The sequence below is a fragment of the Streptomyces sp. RKAG293 genome (genome assembly GCF_023701745.1).
Classification (GTDB): domain Bacteria; phylum Actinomycetota; class Actinomycetes; order Streptomycetales; family Streptomycetaceae; genus Actinacidiphila.
Genome location: NZ_JAJOZB010000001.1, coordinates 6,417,245 through 6,437,539, shown reverse-complemented (window position 1 = coordinate 6,437,539; position 20,295 = coordinate 6,417,245). Strand labels below are relative to the sequence as shown.

General features: G+C 70.1%; 17 protein-coding genes. 6 read left to right on the top strand and 11 right to left on the bottom strand.

Translation table 11 applies throughout. The features are described from left to right. Positions 1-69: 69 nt before the first annotated feature. Complete coding sequence (locus tag LNW72_RS28675) at positions 70-999, top strand: phosphatase PAP2 family protein (protein WP_250977993.1); 930 nt, start codon at positions 70-72, stop codon at positions 997-999. Here the strand turns inward: LNW72_RS28675 and LNW72_RS28670 are convergent. From LNW72_RS28670 to LNW72_RS28635, 8 genes are all read right to left on the bottom strand, one after another. Next, complete coding sequence (locus LNW72_RS28670; RefSeq protein ID WP_250977992.1) at positions 971-2,476, bottom strand: CoA-acylating methylmalonate-semialdehyde dehydrogenase; 1,506 nt, start codon at positions 2,474-2,476, stop codon at positions 971-973. The two genes, LNW72_RS28675 and LNW72_RS28670, sit on opposite strands and share 29 nt — an antisense overlap. 204 nt (positions 2,477-2,680) lie before the next feature. Continuing rightward, positions 2,681-3,133, bottom strand: a complete 453-nt coding sequence (locus tag LNW72_RS28665; RefSeq protein ID WP_250977991.1) for a hypothetical protein — start codon at positions 3,131-3,133, stop codon at positions 2,681-2,683. Positions 3,134-3,332: 199 nt separating this feature from the next. Next, entirely contained in the window at positions 3,333-4,727 is a 1,395-nt protein-coding gene (locus LNW72_RS28660) for an FAD-dependent oxidoreductase (protein WP_250977990.1), read from the bottom strand. Between the two features lie 61 nt (positions 4,728-4,788). Then, a complete protein-coding gene (locus LNW72_RS28655) occupies positions 4,789-5,577 on the bottom strand; it encodes an ABC transporter permease (RefSeq protein ID WP_138356715.1) in 789 nt (262 codons plus the stop codon). Then, a complete protein-coding gene (locus LNW72_RS28650; protein ID WP_374117427.1) occupies positions 5,577-6,455 on the bottom strand; it encodes an ABC transporter permease in 879 nt (292 codons plus the stop codon). The genes LNW72_RS28655 and LNW72_RS28650 overlap by 1 nt, the downstream gene beginning before the upstream one ends. A gap of 59 nt (positions 6,456-6,514) precedes the next feature. Next, a complete protein-coding gene (locus tag LNW72_RS28645) occupies positions 6,515-7,663 on the bottom strand; it encodes an ABC transporter ATP-binding protein (protein WP_250977988.1) in 1,149 nt (382 codons plus the stop codon). A 38-nt stretch (positions 7,664-7,701) separates the two neighbouring features. Continuing rightward, positions 7,702-8,946 carry a spermidine/putrescine ABC transporter substrate-binding protein gene (locus LNW72_RS28640; protein WP_250977987.1) on the bottom strand — a complete coding sequence of 415 codons (1,245 nt, stop codon included), beginning with the start codon at positions 8,944-8,946 and terminating at the stop codon, positions 7,702-7,704. A gap of 72 nt (positions 8,947-9,018) precedes the next feature. Beyond that, positions 9,019-10,533, bottom strand: coding sequence for a gamma-aminobutyraldehyde dehydrogenase (locus LNW72_RS28635; protein ID WP_250977986.1), 1,515 nt, complete (start codon positions 10,531-10,533; stop codon positions 9,019-9,021). A gap of 294 nt (positions 10,534-10,827) precedes the next feature. Here LNW72_RS28635 and LNW72_RS28630 point away from each other — a divergent pair, with 294 nt between their 5' ends. Next, positions 10,828-12,510: a PucR family transcriptional regulator gene (locus LNW72_RS28630; protein WP_250977985.1), complete on the top strand. Its 1,683-nt coding sequence runs from the start codon at positions 10,828-10,830 to the stop codon at positions 12,508-12,510. A gap of 14 nt (positions 12,511-12,524) precedes the next feature. Here the strand turns inward: LNW72_RS28630 and LNW72_RS28625 are convergent, their stop codons facing one another. Further along, positions 12,525-13,550 (bottom strand): DUF4190 domain-containing protein, encoded by a 1,026-nt coding sequence (locus LNW72_RS28625; RefSeq protein WP_250977984.1) that lies wholly within the window; start codon positions 13,548-13,550, stop codon positions 12,525-12,527. A 121-nt stretch (positions 13,551-13,671) separates the two neighbouring features. On the opposite strand from LNW72_RS28625, the gene LNW72_RS28620 reads away from it, so the two are divergent. Next, on the top strand, positions 13,672-14,715 hold the full coding sequence (locus LNW72_RS28620) for an adenosine deaminase (protein WP_250977983.1): 1,044 nt from the start codon (positions 13,672-13,674) through the stop codon (positions 14,713-14,715). Further along, the gene (locus LNW72_RS28615; RefSeq protein ID WP_250977982.1) at positions 14,706-15,464 is read left to right on the top strand and encodes a glycerophosphodiester phosphodiesterase; all 759 of its coding nucleotides are present in this window, start codon (positions 14,706-14,708) and stop codon (positions 15,462-15,464) included. Before LNW72_RS28620 ends, LNW72_RS28615 begins: the two co-directional genes overlap by 10 nt. Here the strand turns inward: LNW72_RS28615 and LNW72_RS28610 are convergent. Together LNW72_RS28610 and LNW72_RS28605 are read right to left on the bottom strand one after the other, a co-directional pair. After that, the gene (locus tag LNW72_RS28610) at positions 15,406-16,578 is read right to left on the bottom strand and encodes a spermidine/putrescine ABC transporter substrate-binding protein (protein ID WP_250977981.1); all 1,173 of its coding nucleotides are present in this window, start codon (positions 16,576-16,578) and stop codon (positions 15,406-15,408) included. The two genes, LNW72_RS28615 and LNW72_RS28610, sit on opposite strands and share 59 nt — an antisense overlap. 158 nt (positions 16,579-16,736) lie before the next feature. Then, the gene (locus LNW72_RS28605; RefSeq protein WP_250977980.1) at positions 16,737-18,173 is read right to left on the bottom strand and encodes a gamma-aminobutyraldehyde dehydrogenase; all 1,437 of its coding nucleotides are present in this window, start codon (positions 18,171-18,173) and stop codon (positions 16,737-16,739) included. Between the two features lie 189 nt (positions 18,174-18,362). Here LNW72_RS28605 and LNW72_RS28600 point away from each other — a divergent pair, with 189 nt between their 5' ends. Together LNW72_RS28600 and LNW72_RS28595 are read left to right on the top strand one after the other, a co-directional pair. Next, positions 18,363-18,851: an Lrp/AsnC family transcriptional regulator gene (locus tag LNW72_RS28600; RefSeq protein WP_250977979.1), complete on the top strand. Its 489-nt coding sequence runs from the start codon at positions 18,363-18,365 to the stop codon at positions 18,849-18,851. 2 nt (positions 18,852-18,853) lie between these two features. Then, complete coding sequence (locus tag LNW72_RS28595) at positions 18,854-20,215, top strand: aspartate aminotransferase family protein (protein ID WP_138356727.1); 1,362 nt, start codon at positions 18,854-18,856, stop codon at positions 20,213-20,215. Positions 20,216-20,295 lie beyond the last annotated feature (80 nt).

Genomic DNA, 20,295 nt, shown 5'->3' with positions numbered 1-20,295 from the left:
ATCGCTCTCCCGGCAGCCTCGCCGGTGACGTACGGTTTCCGCAGATACACCGCACCATCCCGCTCGTGGGTGACCACGGGCGACACCGCGTCGGCGACCCCCCATTGCCGGCACAGCAGTGCCCTCGCGCACGACAGCGCCGGAACCCAGCGTTTCGGCACTCTTCGCCGATCGATCGACCGCTCGTCCCAAACCCCCCGGGCCGAGCGGCACGGAGATCGCCCTGGCCGCCTCGGAACTCTCCCCCCTGTTCCGGGGCGGCCGACTTTTGCCCTGAACCTGGTCCTGGCCGTCAGCCTGCTGCTCTTCGCGCTGATCACCTGGCAGGTCGTCGTCGGGGGCCCGTTGGTCGACGCCGACTGGTGGCTGCTCCGGCGCTTCCAGCACGCCGCCGCGCGGCACCGGGGCCTGCACGGCGCCGGACAGTTCTTCTGTGACCTCGGCAACGCTCAGATCGCGGTGCCGCTCCTCGCGGCCGCCATCGGCGCGAGCGCGTGGCGGGGCCGCCGGGCCGGACTGTCGCGGTGGTGGGCGCGGCCGCTGGCCGCGGTGGTGGCCATGGCCGCCGTCCCGCTGATCGTCAGCGTCACCAAGACGCTCATCGCCCGCCCCTCCCCGGGCCACCACCGCCTCGGCCCCGGCTCCTACCCCGGCTTCTTCCCGTCGGGGCACACGGCGTCGGCGTCGGTCGCCCTCGGCGCCGCCGCTCTCCTCGTACTCCCGCTCGTCCGGAGCACCGCGCTGCGAAGACTGCTCGCCGCCGCGGTCCTGCTGGTGGTGGCGGCCGTCGGGGTGTCCCTGGTGTGGTGCGGGTACCACTGGCCGCTGGACGTCCTGGGCAGCTGGTGCCTGTGCGCCGCGCTGCTCTCGGGGGTGGCCATGACCCCCGCCGGCTCCGCCGACGACAGCGCCGGACAGGCCCGCGGTACGGACCTGCCCGGCGCCGACGGTGAAGGCGAGGGAGAAGGGGTCAGCTGTTCGTCGGGAAGCCCAGGTTGATGCCGCCGTGGCTCGGGTCCAGCCAGCGCTGCGTCACCGCCTTGCCGCGGGTGAAGAACTTGACGCCGTCCTCGCCGTAGGCGTGCGTGTCGCCGAAGAGCGAGCTCTTCCAGCCGCCGAACGAGTAGTAGGCGACCGGGACCGGGATCGGGACGTTGATGCCGACCATGCCGACCTCGACCTCGTACTGGAAGCGGCGGGCCGCGCCCCCGTCGTTGGTGAAGATCGCGGTGCCGTTGCCGTACGGGCTGCTGTTGATGAGCTCCAGGCCCTCGTCGTACGAGTCGACCCGCACCACGGACAGCACCGGGCCGAAGATCTCGTCGTCGTACACGGACATGCCCGGCTTGACGTTGTCGAAGATCGTCGGGCCGAGCCAGAAGCCGTCGGCGGTGCCCTCGCCCGAGATCGGGTGCTTGCGGCCGTCGACGGTGAGCGTGGCGCCGTCGGCGAGGCCCGCGTCGAGGTAGGAGGTGACCTTGTCGCGGTGCACGCCGGTGACCAGCGGGCCCATCTCGGAGTCGCCGTTGCAGCCGGGGCCGACCTTCAGACCGGCGATGCGCTCCTTGATCTTCTCGACGAGCTCGTCACCGACCGGGTCGACGGCGACGAGGACGGAGATGGCCATGCAGCGCTCGCCGGCCGCGCCGAACCCGGCGTTGACGGCGGCGTCGGCCGCGAGGTCGAGGTCCGCGTCGGGCAGCACCAGCATGTGGTTCTTGGCGCCGCCGAGGGCCTGGACGCGCTTGCCGTAGCTGGTGCCGGTCTCGTACACGTAGCGGGCGATCGGCGTGGAGCCGACGAACGAGACGGCCTTGATGTCCGGGTGCTCCAGCAGGCGGTCGACGGAGACCTTGTCACCGTGCACGACGTTGAAGACGCCGTCCGGCAGACCGGCCTCCTTCCACAGCTCCGCGATGAAGTTGGCGGCCGACGGGTCCTTCTCCGAGGGCTTGAGGACCACCGTGTTGCCCGCGGCGATGGCGATGGGGAAGAACCACATCGGCACCATGGCCGGGAAGTTGAACGGGGAGATGATCGCCACCGGGCCGAGCGGCTGGCGGATCGAGTAGACGTCGACGCCCGTGGAGGCCTGCTCGGTGAAGCCGCCCTTCGACAGCTGCGGGATGCCGCACGCGTACTCGACGACCTCGATGCCGCGGGCGATCTCGCCCAGCGCGTCCGAGTGCACCTTGCCGTGCTCGGAGACGATGATCGAGGCCAGCTCGTCACGGCGGGAGTTGATCAGCTCGCGGAAGGCGAAGAGCACCTGGGTGCGCTTGGCGACCGACGCGCCGCGCCAGCCGGGGAACGCCTCGACGGCGGCGCTGACGGCCTGGTCGACCTCACGGATCGACGCGAAGTCCACCTGTCCGGTGACCGCCCCGGTGGCCGGGTCGTACACATCGCCGCGCCGCTCCGCGGTGCCGGTCCATGCCTGGCCGGCGATCCAGTGGGTGATGTTCTTGGTGGACACGGGGGGACCCTTCTCTCGTAAGCCTGCTGCCAGTCTTGCGAGGGCATGGCGAGGCGTACAAGCAGCAACGTGTCGGCGGCGCGTCGCGGGGCCTTACAGATCGTCGGACAGCCGGTGTCCGCGGAAGGATTCCGGGCCGGTTCCGGGGGGAACCCGAGCGGAGTCCAGGGGGGAACCCAGGGGGAATCCGGGGATCCCGGCGGGTCAGCCGTCACCCGCGAGCTGCGCGACGGCCTCGTGCATCGCCAGTTCCAGAATCACCGGATCGGTGAGGTGCCCGGTCCCGTCGGGCGGGATGAGCCAGCGGACGCCGCCGGTGGCCCGGCCGGGGTAGGGGACCACGATCCAGGTGCCGCGGCCCGCGCTGCGCACGCCGGTGGCGATCCAGCGGGCGGCCGTTCCGGGAGGTACGAAGAACCCCATGCGGGAGTCCCCGAAGTCGGACAGGACCGGCCCCGGCCGGTCGACGAGCCGGGTGAGCACGTCCAGGGTCGGATAGCCCAGCTCCCCGGTCAGGATCAGAACGTCCCAGAGCCTGCCGGCGGGCAGCAACGTCACCCCGAGGGGGTTGCGTTCCCAGTCCCACCGGCAGGCCTCCGGATCGGGTGCCGCGGATACCAGCCATTCGACCGCACTCTTCGCACCGGCGCTGCCCATGCCGGTTCCTCCGTTCCGTGAAGCTGATACTGCTGACACGGAAGAGAGGGCCGGAAGCGCGGATCATTACGCGGGTTCGGCTACTGATTGGTAGTGCGGCGGCTCACGGCCTCCGGGCAGGGGTGCGCCTGGGGGGCGCGAGGCGCACAGGACGAGTACCCCCAGGCGCACTCCCCCAGGTCCCCGGGATCGTGCCGGCCTAGCTGTCGAAGCCCAGTCCCGCCTTGTCCATCGCCTTCAACCACAGGTTGCGCCGGCCCTCGTTGCGGTCGGCGCGGTCCAGTGACCACTTCGTGAGGCCGATCCCGACCGAGGTGAACGGCTCGGGCGGGAACGGCATCGGCTTGCTGCGGACCATCTTCAGTTCGGTGCGTTCGGTGCGTTCGCCGGACAGCAGGTCGAGCATGACGTCCGCGCCGAACCGGGTGGCACCGACGCCCAGGCCGGTGTATCCCGCCGCATAAGACACCTTTCCGCCGTGGGCGGTTCCGAAGAACGCCGAAAAGCGCGAACAGGTGTCGATGGCGCCGCCCCAGGTGTGGGTGAAGCGCACGTCCTCCAGCTGCGGGAAGCAGCGGTAGAAGTGCTGGGCGAGCTTGAGATTGGTCTCCGGGCGCTGGTCGCGCTCGGCGGAGAGCCGGCCGCCGTAGGGGTAGATGGCGTCGTAGCCGCCCCACAGGATCCGGTTGTCGGCCGAGAGCCGGAAGTAGTGGAACTGGTTGGCGCTGTCGCCCAGTCCCTGCCGGTTCTTCCAGCCGATGGAGGCGAGCTGCTCCTCGCTGAGCGGCTCGGTCATCAGCGCGTAGTCGTACACCGGGACGATGTACGGCCGTACCCGCTTGACCAGCGACGGGAACACGTTCGTGCCGAGCGCGACCTGCCGGGCGAAGACCCGGCCGTACGGGGTGCGGACGGCCATGCCGGCGCCGCTCGCGGTGAGCGCGGTGGCGCGGGTGTGCTCGTGGATGCGGACGCCCAGCCCGAGGCAGGCGCGCTTGAGGCCCCAGGCGAGCTTGGCCGGGTGCACCATGGCGACGCCGGTGCGGTCCCACAGCCCGCCGAGGAACGTCGGCGAGTCGACCTCGGCGCGCAGCTGGTCCCGGTCGAGCAGTTCCAGTGCGATGCCGTGCTCCATCGCCTGCTCGGCGGCCTCGTGCAACTCCTCGAGCTGGTGCGGCTCGGTGGCCACGTCGATCTCACCGGTGCGCTCGAACTCGCAGTCCAGGGAGTAGCGGGCGACCGCCGCCTCGATCTCGTCGAGGTTGCGGTTGCCCAGCTCCTCCAGCCGGGCGAACTCGCCGGGCCAGCGGGTGAGTCCGTTGGACAGGCCGTGGGTGAGGCTGGCGGCGCAGAAGCCGCCGTTCCGCCCGGAGGCGGCCCAGCCGATCTCGTTGCCCTCGATCAGGACCACGTCGCGCGACGGGTCGCGCTCCTTGGCGAGCAGGGCGGTCCACAGCCCGGAGTAGCCGCCGCCGACGACCAGCAGGTCGCAGTGCTCGTCACCGGTGAGCGCGCCGAGCGGCTGCGGCTTGCCGGGATCCTCCAGCCAGAAGGGTGTCGGCCGCGCGTCTGCGAGCGAACGGGCTGGGTCCATCTGTTCTCACACCTTTTGGTGATCGGTTCGGTTCTGGTCGATCGGGTACGGACGTGCGGTGTTACGCGCGGGCCTTGCGCCGGCTGCCGAGCAGCTGCCCGGCGACGACGACGAGGACCGCGATCACGAACATCGCGGTGCCGATCACGTTGATCTGCACCGGGGTGCCGCGTTGCGCCGAGCCCCAGACGAACATCGGGAACGTCACCGTCGAGCCGGCGTTGAAGTTCGTGATGATGAAGTCGTCGAAGGACAGGGCGAAGGACAGCAGGGCGCCGGAGGCGATACCGGGTGCCACCAGCGGGAGGGTAACCCGCAGGAAGGTCTGGAGCGGGGAGGCGTACAGGTCCTGCGCGGCCTGCTCCAGGCGCGGGTCCATGCTCATCACGCGGGCCTTCACCGCGGTGACGACGAAGCTCAGGCAGAACATGATGTGCGCGATGAGGATGGTCCAGAAGCCGAACGGGACGCGCATGTTGAGGAAGAGCGTCCCCAGTGAGGCGGCCATCACGACCTCGGGCATCGCCATCGGCAGGAAGATCAGCATGTTGGTCGTGCCGCGCGCCTTGAAGCGGTAGCGGGCGAGCGCGAAGGCGATCATCGTGCCCAGCACCGTCGCGCCGATCGTGGCGTACAGCGCGATCTGCAGGCTGAGGCCGAGCGAGCCGCACATGTCGGCCACGTCGCAGGGGTGCTCCCAGGCGTCGGTGGAGAAGCGCGTCCACTCGTAGTTGAAGCGTCCGTTCGGCTTGTTGAACGAGAACACCATGACGACGAGGTTCGGCAGGATCAGGTACGCGAGGCAGAGCACACCCGCGAAGACCACCAGGTTCTTCCGTATCCAGCGCATCAGACCAGCTCCTCCGTTCCGGCCTTGCGGATGTAGAACATGACCATCGCGAGGATCACCGCCATCAGGATGAAGGACAGGGCGGCGGCCGTCGGGTAGTCGAGCACGCGCAGGAACTGGGACTGGATGACGTTGCCGATCATCTTCTGGTTGGTGGTGCCCAGCAGTTCGGCGTTGATGTAGTCGCCGGTCGCCGGGATGAAGGTGAGCAGGGTGCCCGCGACCACGCCCGGCATGGAGAGCGGGAAGGTCACCTTGCGGAAGACGGTGAAGGGCTTGGCGTACAGGTCGCCGGCCGCCTCGTGCAGCTTGCCGTCGATGCGCTCCAGCGAGGTGTAGAGCGGCAGGATCATGAAGGGCAGGAAGTTGTACGTCAGACCGCAGATCACCGCGAGCGGTGTGGCCAGTACGCGGTGGCCCTGCGTGATGCCGAGCGAGGACGTCAGATCCAGGATGTGCAGCTGGTTGAGGGTCTGCACCACGAATCCGCCGTCGGCCAGGATCGTCTCCCAGGCGAGGGTGCGGATCAGGAAGCTGGTGAAGAACGGCGCGATGACCAGGATGAGGATGACGTTGCGCCAGCGGCCGGCCCGGAACGCGATGGTGTAGGCGAGCGGGTAGCCGATCGCCAGGCACAGCACGGTCGCGATGGCGGAGTACTCGAACGAGCGCAGGAACTGCGGGTAGTACTCGGTCAGCGCGTCCCAGTAGGTCGCGAAGTGCCAGGTGACCTTGAAGCCCGCTTCCAGCGAGCCGGTCTGCACGGACGTGGACGCCTGGTAGATCATCGGCGCCACGAAGAACACCAGCAGCCAGGCGATGCCCGGCAGCAGCAGCCAGTACGGCACCCGGCGCTTGCGGCCGGCGGCCCGGCGCATCGCGGCCGGGACCGGCGCCGGGGTCTCCGGCGCGGCGGGCGGCCGGTCGGTGACGGTGCTCATGCGGCTTCCACCTCCTGCACACCGGCGTCGATGTCCTGGGCCGCGTCGAGGCCGAAGGTGTGCGCGGGGTTCCAGTGCAGGACGACGGGGGCGCCGGGCACCAGCCGCGAGTCACGGTCGACGTTCTGCACGAAGACCTCCAGCTCCGGGCAGACCGGGCTGTCGATCACGAACTGGGTGGAGACGCCGATGAAGCTGGAGTCGACGATGCGGCCGGGTATCCGGTTGCGGCCGTCGGCGATCGAGTCCTCGTCGTCGCGGTGCGCGACGGATATCTTCTCGGGGCGCACGCCGGCCAGCACCCGGCCGCCCACCGCCGTCTTCGCCGAACATCGCGCGGTGGGCAGCGCGAGCTTCTGGCCGCCCGCGACGAGCAGCAGGTCGCCGCCCGAGGTGCCGGTGACCTCGGCCTCGATGAGGTTGGAGGTGCCGAGGAAGTTCGCGACGAACGTCGACCCCGGGTTCTCGTACAGGTCGGCGGGGGCGCCGAGCTGCTCCACGCGTCCGCCGTTCATCACCGCGACGGTGTCGGCCATGGTCATGGCCTCCTCCTGGTCGTGGGTGACGTGGACGAAGGTGATGCCGACCTCGGTCTGGATGCGCTTGAGCTCCAGCTGCATCTGGCGGCGCAGCTTGAGGTCCAGGGCGCCGAGCGGCTCGTCGAGCAGCAGCACCTTGGGGTGGTTGATGAGCGCACGGGCGACCGCGACGCGCTGCTGCTGGCCGCCGGAGAGCTGGTTCGGCTTGCGGCGGGCCATCGAGCCCAGCTCGACGAGCTCCAGCATGTCCTCGACCTGCTTCTTCACCGACTTGATGCCGCGCCGGCGCAGGCCGAAGGCGACGTTCTCGTAGATGTCCAGGTGCGGGAAGAGCGCGTAGTTCTGGAAGACGGTGTTGACCGGGCGCTTGTACGGCGGGAGGGCCGTGACGTCCTCGCCGGCCAGGGACACGGTGCCGGAGGAGGGGTCCTCCAGGCCCGCGATCATGCGCAGGGTGGTGGTCTTTCCGCAGCCGGAGGCACCGAGCAGGGCGAAGAAGGAGCCCTGCGGGATGGTGAGGTCGAGCGGGTGGACGGCGGTGAAGGCGCCGTACCGCTTGCTGATCCCGGAGAGGATGACCTCGCCGCCGGAGGAGTCGTGTGTCATGGGGTCGCTTCCCGTAAGTCGTCAGTCGTCAGGTGCGGTCAGGCGCCGATGAGTTTGGAGAACTTCTGCTCGTACGCGGTCTCCTCGGCGGAGGACAGCAGGCGGAAGGAGTGCGTCTTGGCGGTCATCGCGGCGTCCGGGAGGATCAGCGTGTTCGCGGCCAGCGCCGGGTCGATCTTCGCGAGTTCGTCGCGTACCCCCGCCACCGGGCAGACGTAGTTGATGTAGGCCGCGAGCTGGGCGGCGACCGGCGGCTCGTAGTAGTAGTCGATGAGCCGCTCGGCGTTCTTCTTGTGCCGCGCCTTGTTGGGGATCACGAGGTTGTCGGTCGACGAGAGGTAGCCCGCGTCGGGGAAGACGTACTCGATGTCCGGGTTGTCGATCTTCAGCTGGACGAGGTCGCCGGCCCACGCGAGACACGCGGCCATGTCGCCCTTGGAGAGGTCCGCGGTGTAGTCGTTGCCGGTGAAGCGGCGGATCTGCTTGGAGTCGACGCCCTTCTGCACCCGGGCTATCGCCGCGTCGAAGTCGTCGTCGGTGAAGGAGGCGGGGTTCTTGCCCATGTCCATCAGCGTCATGCCGACGGTGTCCCGCATCTCGGTGAGCATCCCGACCCGGCCCTTGAGCGCGGGGTCGTCCAGCAGCTGCGAGACCGAGGTGACCTTGCGGCCGTTGGTCGCCTTCTTGTTGTAGGCGATGACGGTCGCGATACCGGTCCACGGGTACGAATAGGCGCGGCCCGGGTCCCAGTCGGGGCTGCGGAACCGCTGCTCCAGATTGGCGTACGCGTGCGGCAGGTTGGACGCGTCGAGCTTCTGCACCCAGCCGAGGCGGATCATGCGGCCGGCCAGCCAGTCGGTGAGCACCATCAGGTCGCGGCCGGTGTCCTGGCCGGCGGCGAGCTGCGGCTTGACCTTGCCGAAGAACTCGACGTTGTCGTTGATGTCCTCGGTGTACTTGACGTTGATACCGGTGCGCTTGCCGAAGGCGTCGAGCGTCGGACGGTGCTTGCCGTCGTCGGTGACGTCGATGTACTCCGTCCAGTTGGAGAAGTTGACGGTCTTCTCCGACCCGGAGTGGTCCTCCGTCGTGGCGGCGGCGTCCTTCTGGCCGCCCGCTGCCGGTATGCCGCAGCCGGTGAGGCCGGTCAGCCCGGCCGTCGCCACGGCGCCGAGTCCGGCGGCGCGCAGCAGCGACCGGCGGGCGAGGGCACCACGCCCGTTGGTCATGGTGCGCCGTATCGCCGCGAGCTGGGGCGGCGAGAGTGTCTCGTACTGCTCCATGCGCTGTGCCCTTTCACGGGTGGCCGGCCGGGGACCGCCTGGGGTCCGGCCGGAGTCCGGGGTCCGACCGGGTTATCGGTCTCCGAAGATCGTGCGGTGCCAGTCCTTGCGGACGATCGCGGTGTTGTCGTACATCACGTGCTTGACCTGCGTGTACTCCTCGAAGGAGTACGCGGACATGTCCTTGCCGAAGCCGGACGCCTTGTAGCCGCCGTGCGGCATCTCGCTGAGGATCGGGATGTGGTCGTTGATCCAGACACAGCCCGCCTTCATCTCGCGGGTGGCGCGGCTGGCGCGGAAGACGTCGCGGGTCCAGGCGGACGCGGCCAGGCCGTACGGAGTGTCGTTGGCGAGCGCCAGGCCCTCGTCGTCGCTGTCGAAGGGCAGCACGACGAGCACCGGGCCGAAGATCTCGGACTGGACGATCTCGCTGTCCTGCGCGGCGCCCGTGATGAGGGTGGGGCGGTAGTACGCGCCCGCCGCCAGCTTGTCGCCGGGGGCCTCACCGCCGGTCACGACGGTGGCGTACGCACGGGAGCGGTCGACGATCGCCGCGACGCGGTCCCGCTGGAGGTGCGAGATCAGCGGGCCCAGGTCGGTCGACGGGTCGAACGGGTCGCCGAGCCTGATGCCCGCGAAGAGGTCGGCGACCCCGGCGACGAACGCGTCGTACAGCGGCCGCTGGACGTAGGCGCGGGTCGCGGCGGTGCAGTCCTGGCCGGTGTTGATCAGGGAGCCGGCGACCGCGCCGTGCACGGCCGCTTCCAGGTCCGCGTCGTCGAAGACCACGAAAGGCGCCTTGCCGCCGAGTTCCAGGTGCAGCCGCTTGACGGTGCGGATGGCGATCTCGGCGACGCGCTTGCCGACGCCGGTCGAGCCGGTGAAGGAGGTCATGGCGACGTCGGGGTGGCCGACGAGGTGCTCGCCGGCTTCCTTGCCGGCGCCGCTGACGATGTTGACCACACCGTCCGGGATGCCGGCCTCGGTGGCCGCGCGGGCGAACATCAGCGAGGTCAGCGGGGTCAGCTCGGCGGGCTTGAGCACGATGGTGTTGCCCGCGGCGATGGCCGGCAGAACCTTCCAGGCCGCCATCTGCAGCGGGTAGTTCCAGGGCGCGATCGAGCCGACGACGCCGACCGGCTCACGGCGAACGTAGGAGGTGTGGTCGGCCGAGTACTCCCCGGCGGCCTTGCCCTCCAGATGGCGGGCGGCCCCCGCGAAGAACGCGGTGTTGTCGACGGTGCCCGGTACGTCGAAGCCGGCGCTCAGCCGCAGCGGCTTGCCGCACTGCAGCGACTCCGCGAAGGCCAGGTCGTCGGCCTGCTCGGCCAGCACCTCGGAGAAGCGGTGCATCGCGGTGGAACGCTCACCGGGGGTGGCACCGGACCAGCCGGGGAGGGCGGCCTTCGCGGCGGCGACGGCGGCGTCCACGTCCGCGGCCCCGGCGAGCTCGTAGGTGTACACCGCGTCACCGGTGGCCGGGTCGACCACGGAGTGCTGCTGGCCGGAGGTACCCGGCCGCGAGGCTCCGGCGATGTACTGGGCCCCGTCCGCGAACCGGTTCTTCACGTCGAAACGGTGGTCCATGGTGTCTCCTCGCATCCGCTTGGCGCCGTGGCCGAAGACTGGATTGGTGGCTGATCCTGGCAGAGTAGCCTTGGGCCAACAAGGGATTCCGTTGTTGCCTTTTGGTTACGCGACGAAATCTGTCTTCCGTGATCTGCCACACAGTGGCTTTCCCAGGCGTCCCGAGGCACGATGCCGGAGCGCTGCGCGCGGCGTAACCGTCACACCGCAACCGGTGGCGCGGAGAGCTTTACACTCTGCCCCCGGCAGTGGCGTCAGGCCACGCCGGACGCCGTCCCGACCGGAGGTCACACCGTGTTTCCCACCGTCGCCCAGGTCCTGGAACTCGACGCGCTGCGCCGCGGCGCGCCGCGGGTCGTCGCGGGCGCCGCCGGACTGCACCGGCCGGTGCGCTGGGTGCACATCAGCGAGCTGGCCGACATCGCGGGGATGCTGCAGGGCGGCGAGCTGGTGCTGACGACCGGCGTGATGCTCCCCGAGGACAAGGAGTCGCTGGCCCAGTACATCGACGCCCTCGCGGACGTCGGCGCGGCCGGGCTGGTGGTGGAACTGGGCCGGCGGTACGCCGACGTGCTGCCGCGGCCCCTGGTCAGGGCCGCCGAGCGGCGCGGACTGCCGCTGGTGGCGCTGCGCACCGAGGTGCGGTTCGTGAGCGTCACCCAGGCGGTGCACGCCCATGTGGTGGACGCGCAGCTGACCGAGCTGCGCGCCTCGGAGGCCGTGCACCAGACCTTCAACGAACTGTCCGTCGAGGGCGCGGAGGCCGACGAGGTCGTCCGGGAGGTGGCCCGGATGGCGGGCGCGCCGGTCGTGCTGGAGAACCTCTCGCACCAGGTGCTGGCCTTCGACCCGGCCGGCCACGACCCGGAGGCGCTGCTGGACGGCTGGGAACGGCGCTCGCGCGGTGTGGCCCCGGCCGGCAGGACCGGGTACGACCGGCGGGCCGGCTGGCTCGTCACCTCGGTCGGCGCGCGCGGCCGCGACTGGGGCCGGCTCGTCCTGGTGGGCGAGCCCGGTCCGCCGCCGCGCACCTCGGGCGAGGGCCGCCCGGTCACGACGACCGGCCCGCACCGGCACGCGGTCCTCCTCGAACGCGGCGCCGCCACCCTGGCCCTCAACCGGCTGCTGGAGCGCGACCGCGAATCGCTGGAACGCCAGACCCACCGCACCCTGCTCTCCGGGATCCTCACCCACGCGCTGACCGTCTCCGACGTCGCGCTGCGCGCGCGGGCGCTGGGCGTGCCGCTCGAAGGACGCCGGCTGGTCGGCGTCATGCTGCGGCTGCGCGGCGGGCCCGCGTCGGCGGCGCTGGAGGCGCAGTCCCGGCTGCGGGACTTCACCGAGAACGTGGCGCTCGCGGTGCGCGAGCGCGGGCTGACCGCGCTGACCGGGGCGCTCGACGACGGCGCGGTCGGCGTGCTGGTGTCGCTGGGCCCGCACGACGAGGAGCACCGGTCGCTGGAGGGCTTCGCCGCCGCGCTCGACCGGATCGTCGACCCGGCGTCCGAGGCGCCCGCGTTCGTGATGGCGGCCGGCTCCTCGGTCGGCTCGCTGCGCGACGCGCGGCGCACCCTGCTGGAGGCGGCGCAGGTCGCCGACGCGGCGCTGCACGGTTCACCGGGCGGTGCGGAGCGGCGCCGGGCCGGCACGTACTACCGGCTGCCCGACGTGCGGCTGCGCGGGCTGCTGCACCTGCTGCGCGACGACGCCCGGCTGCAGACCTACGTCGAACGCGAGCTGGGCCCGCTGCTCGCCCATGACGCGGAACACGGCTCCGACCTGGTCCGCATCCTCACCGTCTATCTGGACAACGGCCGCAACAAGTCGGCGGCGGCCGACGCCGCGCACCTGTCCCGGCCCTCGTTCTACGACCGGCTGCACCGGGTGGAACGGATCCTGGGCGTCGACCTCGACCAGGTGGAGTCGTGTCTGTCGCTGCACGTCGCGCTGCTGGCCCTGGAGGCCGTACGCCGCTAGGCCGGCCACAGGACCTACGAGGCGGGAACGGGAACGGGCACGTCCCAGTACGCGTAGTCGTAGGAGTCGCCCGGGGACACGTCGACCTCGACGGAGTCGGTGGACGGGTCGGGGACGACGACGATGAAGTCCAGCGACCGCTCGGCGCCGGGGGCGAGCTGGCCACTGAAGCCGTCCTGGCCCGAGATGTCCTTGAGCGGGTTGTCCCCCGCCTGGTCCGCGTACGCGGAGACGTCCGCGTAGTCCAGGTTCTGTGTGTCGCCGCCGGTGTTCTTCAGCGTGACGGTGAACTTCAGCGCGCTGTCACCGCCCTCGGCGCCCTCCGCACCCTGGGCGCCTTCGGCGCTCCCGGCGGTCTGCGACGGGCCGGGGTCCCGCACATCAGCGACGGTGACCTGCAGCCCGCCGTCGTACTCGGCGGTCTCGCCGACGGACAGCGGTGATCCGTAGCTGCCCTGGTCGGGCTGGCGCATCCCGTCGCCCTCGTCCAGCCAGCCGTTCCCTATCGACACGCCTATGGTGATCAGCATTCCGGCGGACAGCACGGTCGCGACGATGCCGAGGATCAGCCCGGCCAGCGCCTGCCCGGGGTTGGTCGACTCACCGCGCTTGGCGATCCGCCGTCCGACGATCCCGAAGATGATCGCGGCGATGCCCAGCGGGGCGCCGAGGACCGCGAAGAAGCACATGACCGACAGCACCGCGCCGACGATGCCCAGCACGAGCGCGGTGAGGCCGTAGCCGTTGCGCGGCGAGGGGGTCCAGCCGCCGTACGGGCCCATCGGGTATCCCGGGTAACCGGGGTAGCCCGGGTAGCCGCCGCCCGCGCCCGGGTACTGCTCGTACGGCGGGTACTGATCCGGGTGGGGACCCTGTTGGCCGTACGGCGGACCAGCGGCGTAATGGTCCGTTCCCGGTGCCAGCGGCGGCAGCGGCGGGCCGGTGTCCGCCGGGCTCGGCCCCGGTCCGGCCTGCGGCGGGACGTCCGCGGGCGGCGCCCAGGGGTTGCGGGGCGCGGGGCTGTCGGGCTGGTCGGACATTGCTGCCTTCCTCTGACTACGTCCGGCAATGCTATGGCCTGCGTACGGCGGGGGAAGGCCCTCGTGCGACCCGGGGCGCCGTCTACGATGGCTCCACCGCTGACTTGCCTGGAGGATCCGCATGACCGACACCGCACCCGGACGCGTACCCGGCCTCGACACCTTCATCGCCGGGCTGCCCAAGGCCGAGCTGCACGTCCACCATGTCGGATCCGCTTCGCCGAGGATCGTCGCAGAACTGGCGGCCCGGCACCGGGACTCCCGGGTTCCCAGCGATCCCGCCGAGCTGGCCGAGTACTTCACCTTCCGTGACTTCGCGCACTTCATCGACGTGTACCTGTCCGTCGTCGACCTGATCCGCGACGCCGAGGACGTGCGGCTGCTGACCTTCGAGGTCGCCCGCGACATGGCCCGGCAGAACATCCGCTACGCCGAGCTGACCGTCACCCCGTACTCCTCGACCAACCGCGGCATCCCGGACCGCGCCTTCGTCGAGGCGATCGAGGACGCCCGCAAGGCCGCCGAGTCCGAGCTCGGGGTCGTGCTGCGCTGGTGCTTCGACATTCCCGGCGAGGCGGGTCTGGCCTCCGCCGAGGAGACCGCCCGGATCGCGACCGAGCTGCGGCCGGAGGGGCTGGTCAGCTTCGGGCTCGGCGGCCCCGAGATCGGTGTGCCGCGCCCGCAGTTCAAGCCGTACTTCGACCGGGCCCGCGCGATCGGCCTGCACAGCGTGCCGCACGCCGGCGAGACCACCGGCCCGGAGACCGTCTGGGACGCGATCAACCTGCTCGGCGCCGAGCGGATCGGGCACGGCACCAGCTCGGTCCAGGACCCGCGGCTGCTGGAGCACCTGGCCGAGCACCGCATCGCGCTGGAGGTCTGCCCGACCTCCAACATCGCCACCCGCGCGGTCCGCACCCTCGACGAGCACCCGCTGCGGCAGATGGTCGAGGCCGGGGTGCTCGTCACCATCAACAGCGACGACCCGCCCATGTTCAGCACCGACCTGAACAACGAGTACGCCATCGCCGCCCGTCTGCTGGACCTGGACGCGGCCGGCGTCGCCGGGCTGGCGAAGAACGCCGTCGAGGCGTCGTTCCTCGACACGCCGGGCAAGGCGCGGCTCACCGCCGAGATCGACGCCTACACGGCGGCGTGGCGCTAGCCGTCGCCCATCGCGGCGACCCGTTCCAGCACAGAGAGAACACGCTGCCGTCGCTGCGCTCCGCCCTGCGGGCGGGCGCCGACGCGGTGGAGATCGACGTCCGCCTCACCCGCGACGGCGTCCCGGTGCTCCTGCACGACCCGACGCTGACGCGGCTGTGGGGGCACCGGGACGCCGTCGCGGATCTCACCGCCGAGCAGGTCCGGCGGCTCACCACCGGCGGTGTACCGGCGCTGCACGACGCGCTGACCGCCGTCACCGGGCACGGGTCCGGCCGGGCGCTGCTCGACCTGACCGCCGTGGAGCAGGCCGGGCCCTCGGTGGCCGCCGTGCGGGACGCGGGGGCGGAGTCCCGGGCGTACTACTGCGGCGAGGCCGCCGCCATGCTCGCCGTGCGGCGGCACGACCCGGCCGCCGAGATCGCCCTGACCTGGAAGACCTCGGCGCTGCCGCCGCGGGCGCTGCTCGACGCCGTCCGGCCGCGCTGGATCAATCTGCGGTTCGGCCTGATCGATCCCCCGCTGGTCCGCTGGGCGCACCAGCGGGAGCTGCTCGTGGCGGCCTGGACCGCCGACCTGCGCCGCACCATGACGCGGCTGCTCGGCCTCGGCGTCGACTCGGTCACCACCAACCGCCTCGACGTCCTGCGCGGACTCCTCGACGGCCCGCCCGGGTCACCGGAGGACGGGATCACAGGCCGACGATCAGATTCCACCGGTTCTCGAACTCCGGGCGCTCCTCCGGCGTGATGTCGCGGGCCACCACGAGCCGCTTGCGCATCTCGTCGTCCGGGAAGATCAACGGGTCCTCGGCCAGGGCGGCGGTGTCCTCGTCCTTGGAGGAGGCGAGCACCTCGCGGGCGGCCGGGACCGGGCAGACGTAGTTGACGTAGGCGGCGAGTTCGGCCGCGACCTCGGGGTCGTAGTAGTAGTCGACGAGCGCCTCGGCGTTGCTCTTGTGCTCGGCCAGGTTCGGGATCATCAGGCTCTCGGCCCACAGTTCCGCGCCCTCCTGGGGCACCACGAACTCGATGTCCGGGTTGTCGGACTGCAGCTGGACGACATCGCCCGAGTACGCCTGGCAGGCCAGCACATCGCCGGACGACAGGTCCTTGGTGTAGTCGTTGCCGGTGAAGCGCCGGATCTGCTTGCTGTGCACCAGGGAGGCCACCTGGTCCGTCATCCGGTGGAAGTCGTCCGCCGTCCACTTGGCGACGTCGACGCCCTGTCCCTGCATGAGCAGCGCGAACGCCTCGTCCATCCCGGACAGCAGGGTCACCTTCCCCTTGAGGTCCGGGGCCCACAGGTCCGACACGTGCTTGATCTCGCGGCCCAGCGCCTTCTTGTTGTAGGCGATGCCGGTGATCCCGGACTGCCACGGCACGGCGGACCTGCGGCCCCGGTCGAAGGCGGGGTTCCGCAGCAGCGGGTCGAGGTACTTGGTGACGTTGGGCTGCCGGGAGCGGTCCATCTCCTGCACCCAGCCCAGCCGTACGTACCGCGCGGCCATCCAGTCGCTGACGACGATCAGGTCGCGGCCGATGTCCTGGTGGTTCATCAGGGCGGGGCTGATCTTCCCGAAGAACTCGTCGTTGTCGTTGATCTCCTCGGTGTACTGGACCTTGATCCCGCTGTGCGCGGTGAACGCGTCGAGTGTCGGACGCTTCTGCGCGTTCTTCTCGTCGACGTCGATGTAGAGCGGCCAGTTCGCGAAGTTCAGCTTCTTGTCCTGCGCCGAGCGGTCGCGGGCCGCCCGGTCCGCCGCGTCTATGTGTGCCGGCGGTACACCGCATGCCGAGGCGGCTGCCAGCAGCCCTGCCAGCCCGAATCCACGCAGCACCGAACGACGGGAGAGATCACTCATGCGGCACACCCTCCCTTCCACCGGATGCCCGGGGCAACGAGCGATCCGTCAGCCGTACCCCCCAACTGCCTGACACTGTGTCTCGCGGCCGGGACGTGCGACGGCCCCGGACGCGGCGTGCGCGTCCGGGGCCGGGGGCCGCTGGGGCCGGGAGCGGGTCAGCCGTCCAGGGACGTCATGACGTGCTTGATGCGGGTGTAGTCCTCGAAGCCGTAGGCGGAGAGGTCCTTGCCGTAGCCGGACTTCTTGAAGCCGCCGTGCGGCATCTCGGCGACCAGCGGGATGTGGGTGTTGATCCACACGCAGCCGAAGTCGAGACGCTTGGACATCCGCATGGCGCGGCCGTGGTCCTTGGTCCACACCGAGGAGGCGAGGGCGAAGTCGACGCCGTTGGCGTACTCGACGGCCTGCTCCTCGTCGGTGAAGGGCTGGATGGTGATGACCGGTCCGAAGACCTCGTTCTGGATGATCTCGTCGTCCTGCTTGAGGCCGGAGACGACGGTCGGGGCGTAGAAGTAGCCCTTGTCGCCGACACGGTGGCCACCCGCCTCGACCTTGGCGTGCGCCGGCAGCCGCTCGATGAAGCCGCTGACCTGGGCGAGCTGGTTGGCATTGTTCAGCGGGCCGTAGAGCACGTCCTCGTCGTCCGCGGCGCCGGTCTTGGTGTCGGCGGCGGCCTTGGCGAGCGCGGTGGTGAACTCGTCGTGGATCGACTCGTGGACGAGCACGCGGGTGGCGGCCGTACAGTCCTGGCCGGCGTTGAAGAAGCCCGCGACCGAGATGTCCTCGACGGCCTTGGCGATGTCGGCGTCGCCGAAGACCACGACGGGCGCCTTGCCGCCGAGCTCCAGGTGGACGCGCTTGACGTCCTTGGCGGCGCTCTCGGCGACCTGCATGCCGGCCCGGACGGAACCGGTGATGGAGGCCATCGCCGGGACCTTGTGCTCGACCATGGCGCGGCCGGTCTCGCGGTCGCCGCAGACGACGTTGAAGACGCCCTTGGGCAGCACCTCGCCGAGGATCTCGGCGAGCAGCACCGTCGAGGCGGGGGTGGTGTCCGACGGCTTGAGGACGACGGTGTTGCCCGCGGCGATCGCCGGGGCGAACTTCCAGACGGCCATCATCATCGGGTAGTTCCACGGCGCGACCTGCGCGCAGACGCCGACCGGCTCGCGGCGGACGATGGAGGTCATGCCCTCCATGTACTCGCCGGCGGAGCGGCCTTCGAGCAGCCGGGCCGCACCCGCGAAGAAGCGGATCTGGTCGACCATCGGCGGCAGTTCCTCGCTGGCGGTGAGGCCGAGCGGCTTGCCGGTGTTCTCGCTCTCCACGGCGACCAGCTCGTCCGCCCGTGCCTCGATCGCGTCGGCGACCTTCAGCAGGGCCCGCTGGCGTACCGAGGGAGTGGCGTCGCGCCAGGCCGGGAACGCCGCCTCGGCGGCGGCCATCGCGGCGTCGACGTCGGCGGCGGCGGACAGCGGCGCGGTGGCGTAGACCTCACCGGTGGCCGGATTGACCACATCCGTGGTCCGCCCGTCGGCGGCGTCGCGGAACTCTCCATTGATGTAGTTGCGCAGACGCTTGAGCTCGCTCACTGCACCTCTCCTGTCCTGTGTCCGATGGGTGAGACGCTTCCAGAGTAATCGAGCCTAGTCGTATCACTGCCGTGTTCGACATACCCAGATCCCCAGAACGATGGAATCAGTGAGATTCGAGCACCAGAACTACGAATTTCATCGTTCAGGGGTTGCGGGACCGTCGACCTCTCCTGCACAGTGGTGCCCGTGGCCACTCGTAGTACGGATCCGAAGAGCACCAACGGCTCCGGAGTGCTCGACTCCGTCTCCAAGGCGATCATCGAGCAGCTCCAGGAGGACGGGCGCAGGCCCTACGCCGCGATCGGCAAGGCCGTAGGCCTCTCCGAGGCGGCCGTGCGGCAGCGCGTCCAGAAACTGCAGGACCAGGGCGTCATGCAGATCGTCGCCGTGACCGACCCGCTCACCGTCGGATTCCGTCGGCAGGCGATGGTCGGCATCAACGTCGAGGGCGACATAGAGCCGGTCGCCGACGCCCTCGCCGAGATGGGCGAGGTCGAGTACGTCGTCATCACGGCGGGTTCCTTCGATCTGCTGATCGAGATCGTCTGCGAGGACGACGACCACCTGCTGGAAATGATCAACAAGCGGATCCGCGCGCTGCCCGGCGTGCGGACCACCGAGAGTTTCGTTTACCTGAAGCTCCGGAAGCAGACCTACACCTGGGGAACCAGATAGCCATGAACGCGGACCTCTCGAAGACCGCGTACGACCACCTGTGGATGCACTTCACCCGCATGTCGTCGTACGAGAACGCCCCTGTGCCGACCATCGTGCGCGGCGAGGGCACGTACATCTACGACGACAAGGGCAAGAAGTACCTCGACGGCCTCTCCGGGCTGTTCGTGGTCAACGCCGGTCACGGCCGCCACGAGCTCGCCGAGACCGCGTACAAGCAGGCGCAGGAACTGGCCTTCTTCCCCATCTGGTCGTACGCCCACCCCAAGGCCGTGGAACTGGCCGAGCGGCTGGCGAACTACGCCCCCGGCGACCTGAACAAGGTCTTCTTCACCACGGGTGGCGGTGAGGCGGTCGAGACCGCCTGGAAGCTCGCCAAGCAGTACTTCAAGCTCACGGGTGAGCCGACCAAGTACAAGGTCATCTCCCGCGCGGTGGCCTACCACGGCACCCCGCAGGGCGCCCTGTCGATCACCGGCCTGCCGGCCCTCAAGGCTCCCTTCGAGCCGCTGGTCCCCGGTGCGCACAAGGTGGTCAACACCAACATCTACCGCTCCCCGATCTTCGGCGACGACCCGGAGGCCTACGGCCGGTACTGCGCCGACCAGATCGAGCAGGAGATCCTGTTCGAGGGCCCGGAGACCGTCGCCTGTGTCTTCCTGGAGCCGGTACAGAACGCCGGCGGCTGCTTCCCGCCGCCGCCCGGGTACTTCCAGCGGGTCCGCGAGATCTGCGACAAGTACAACGTGCTGCTCGTCTCCGACGAGGTCATCTGCGCCTTCGGCCGCCTCGGCACCATGTTCGCGTGCGACAAGTTCGACTACATCCCGGACATGATCACCTGCGCCAAGGGCATGACCTCGGGTTACTCCCCGATCGGTGCCTGCATCATCTCCGACAAGCTGGCGGAGCCGTTCTACAAGGGTGACAACACCTTCCTGCACGGCTACACGTTCGGCGGCCACCCGGTCTCCGCGGCGGTCGGCATCGCGAACCTCGACATCTTCGAGCGCGAGGGCCTCAACCAGCACGTGCTCGACAACGAGGACGCGTTCTTCAACACGCTGAAGAAGCTGCACGACCTGCCGATCGTCGGTGACGTCCGCGGCAACGGCTTCTTCTACGGCATCGAGCTCGTCAAGGACAAGGTCACCAAGGAGTCCTTCACGGACGAGGAGACCGAGCGCGTCCTGTACGGCTTCCTGTCGAAGGCGCTCTTCGAGAACGGTCTGTACTGCCGGGCCGACGACCGAGGCGACCCGGTCGTCCAGCTCGCTCCGCCGCTGATCTCCACCCAGGAGACCTTCGACGAGATCGAGGGCATCCTCCGCGCCGTCCTCACCGAGGCGTGGACCAAGCTCTGACCGCTCCGCGGTGATCCACCCCCGGCGCGCCGGGCGGCCCTTCCGGGGGTCCGCCCGGCGCGCCGCGCCGTTTCCGGGGC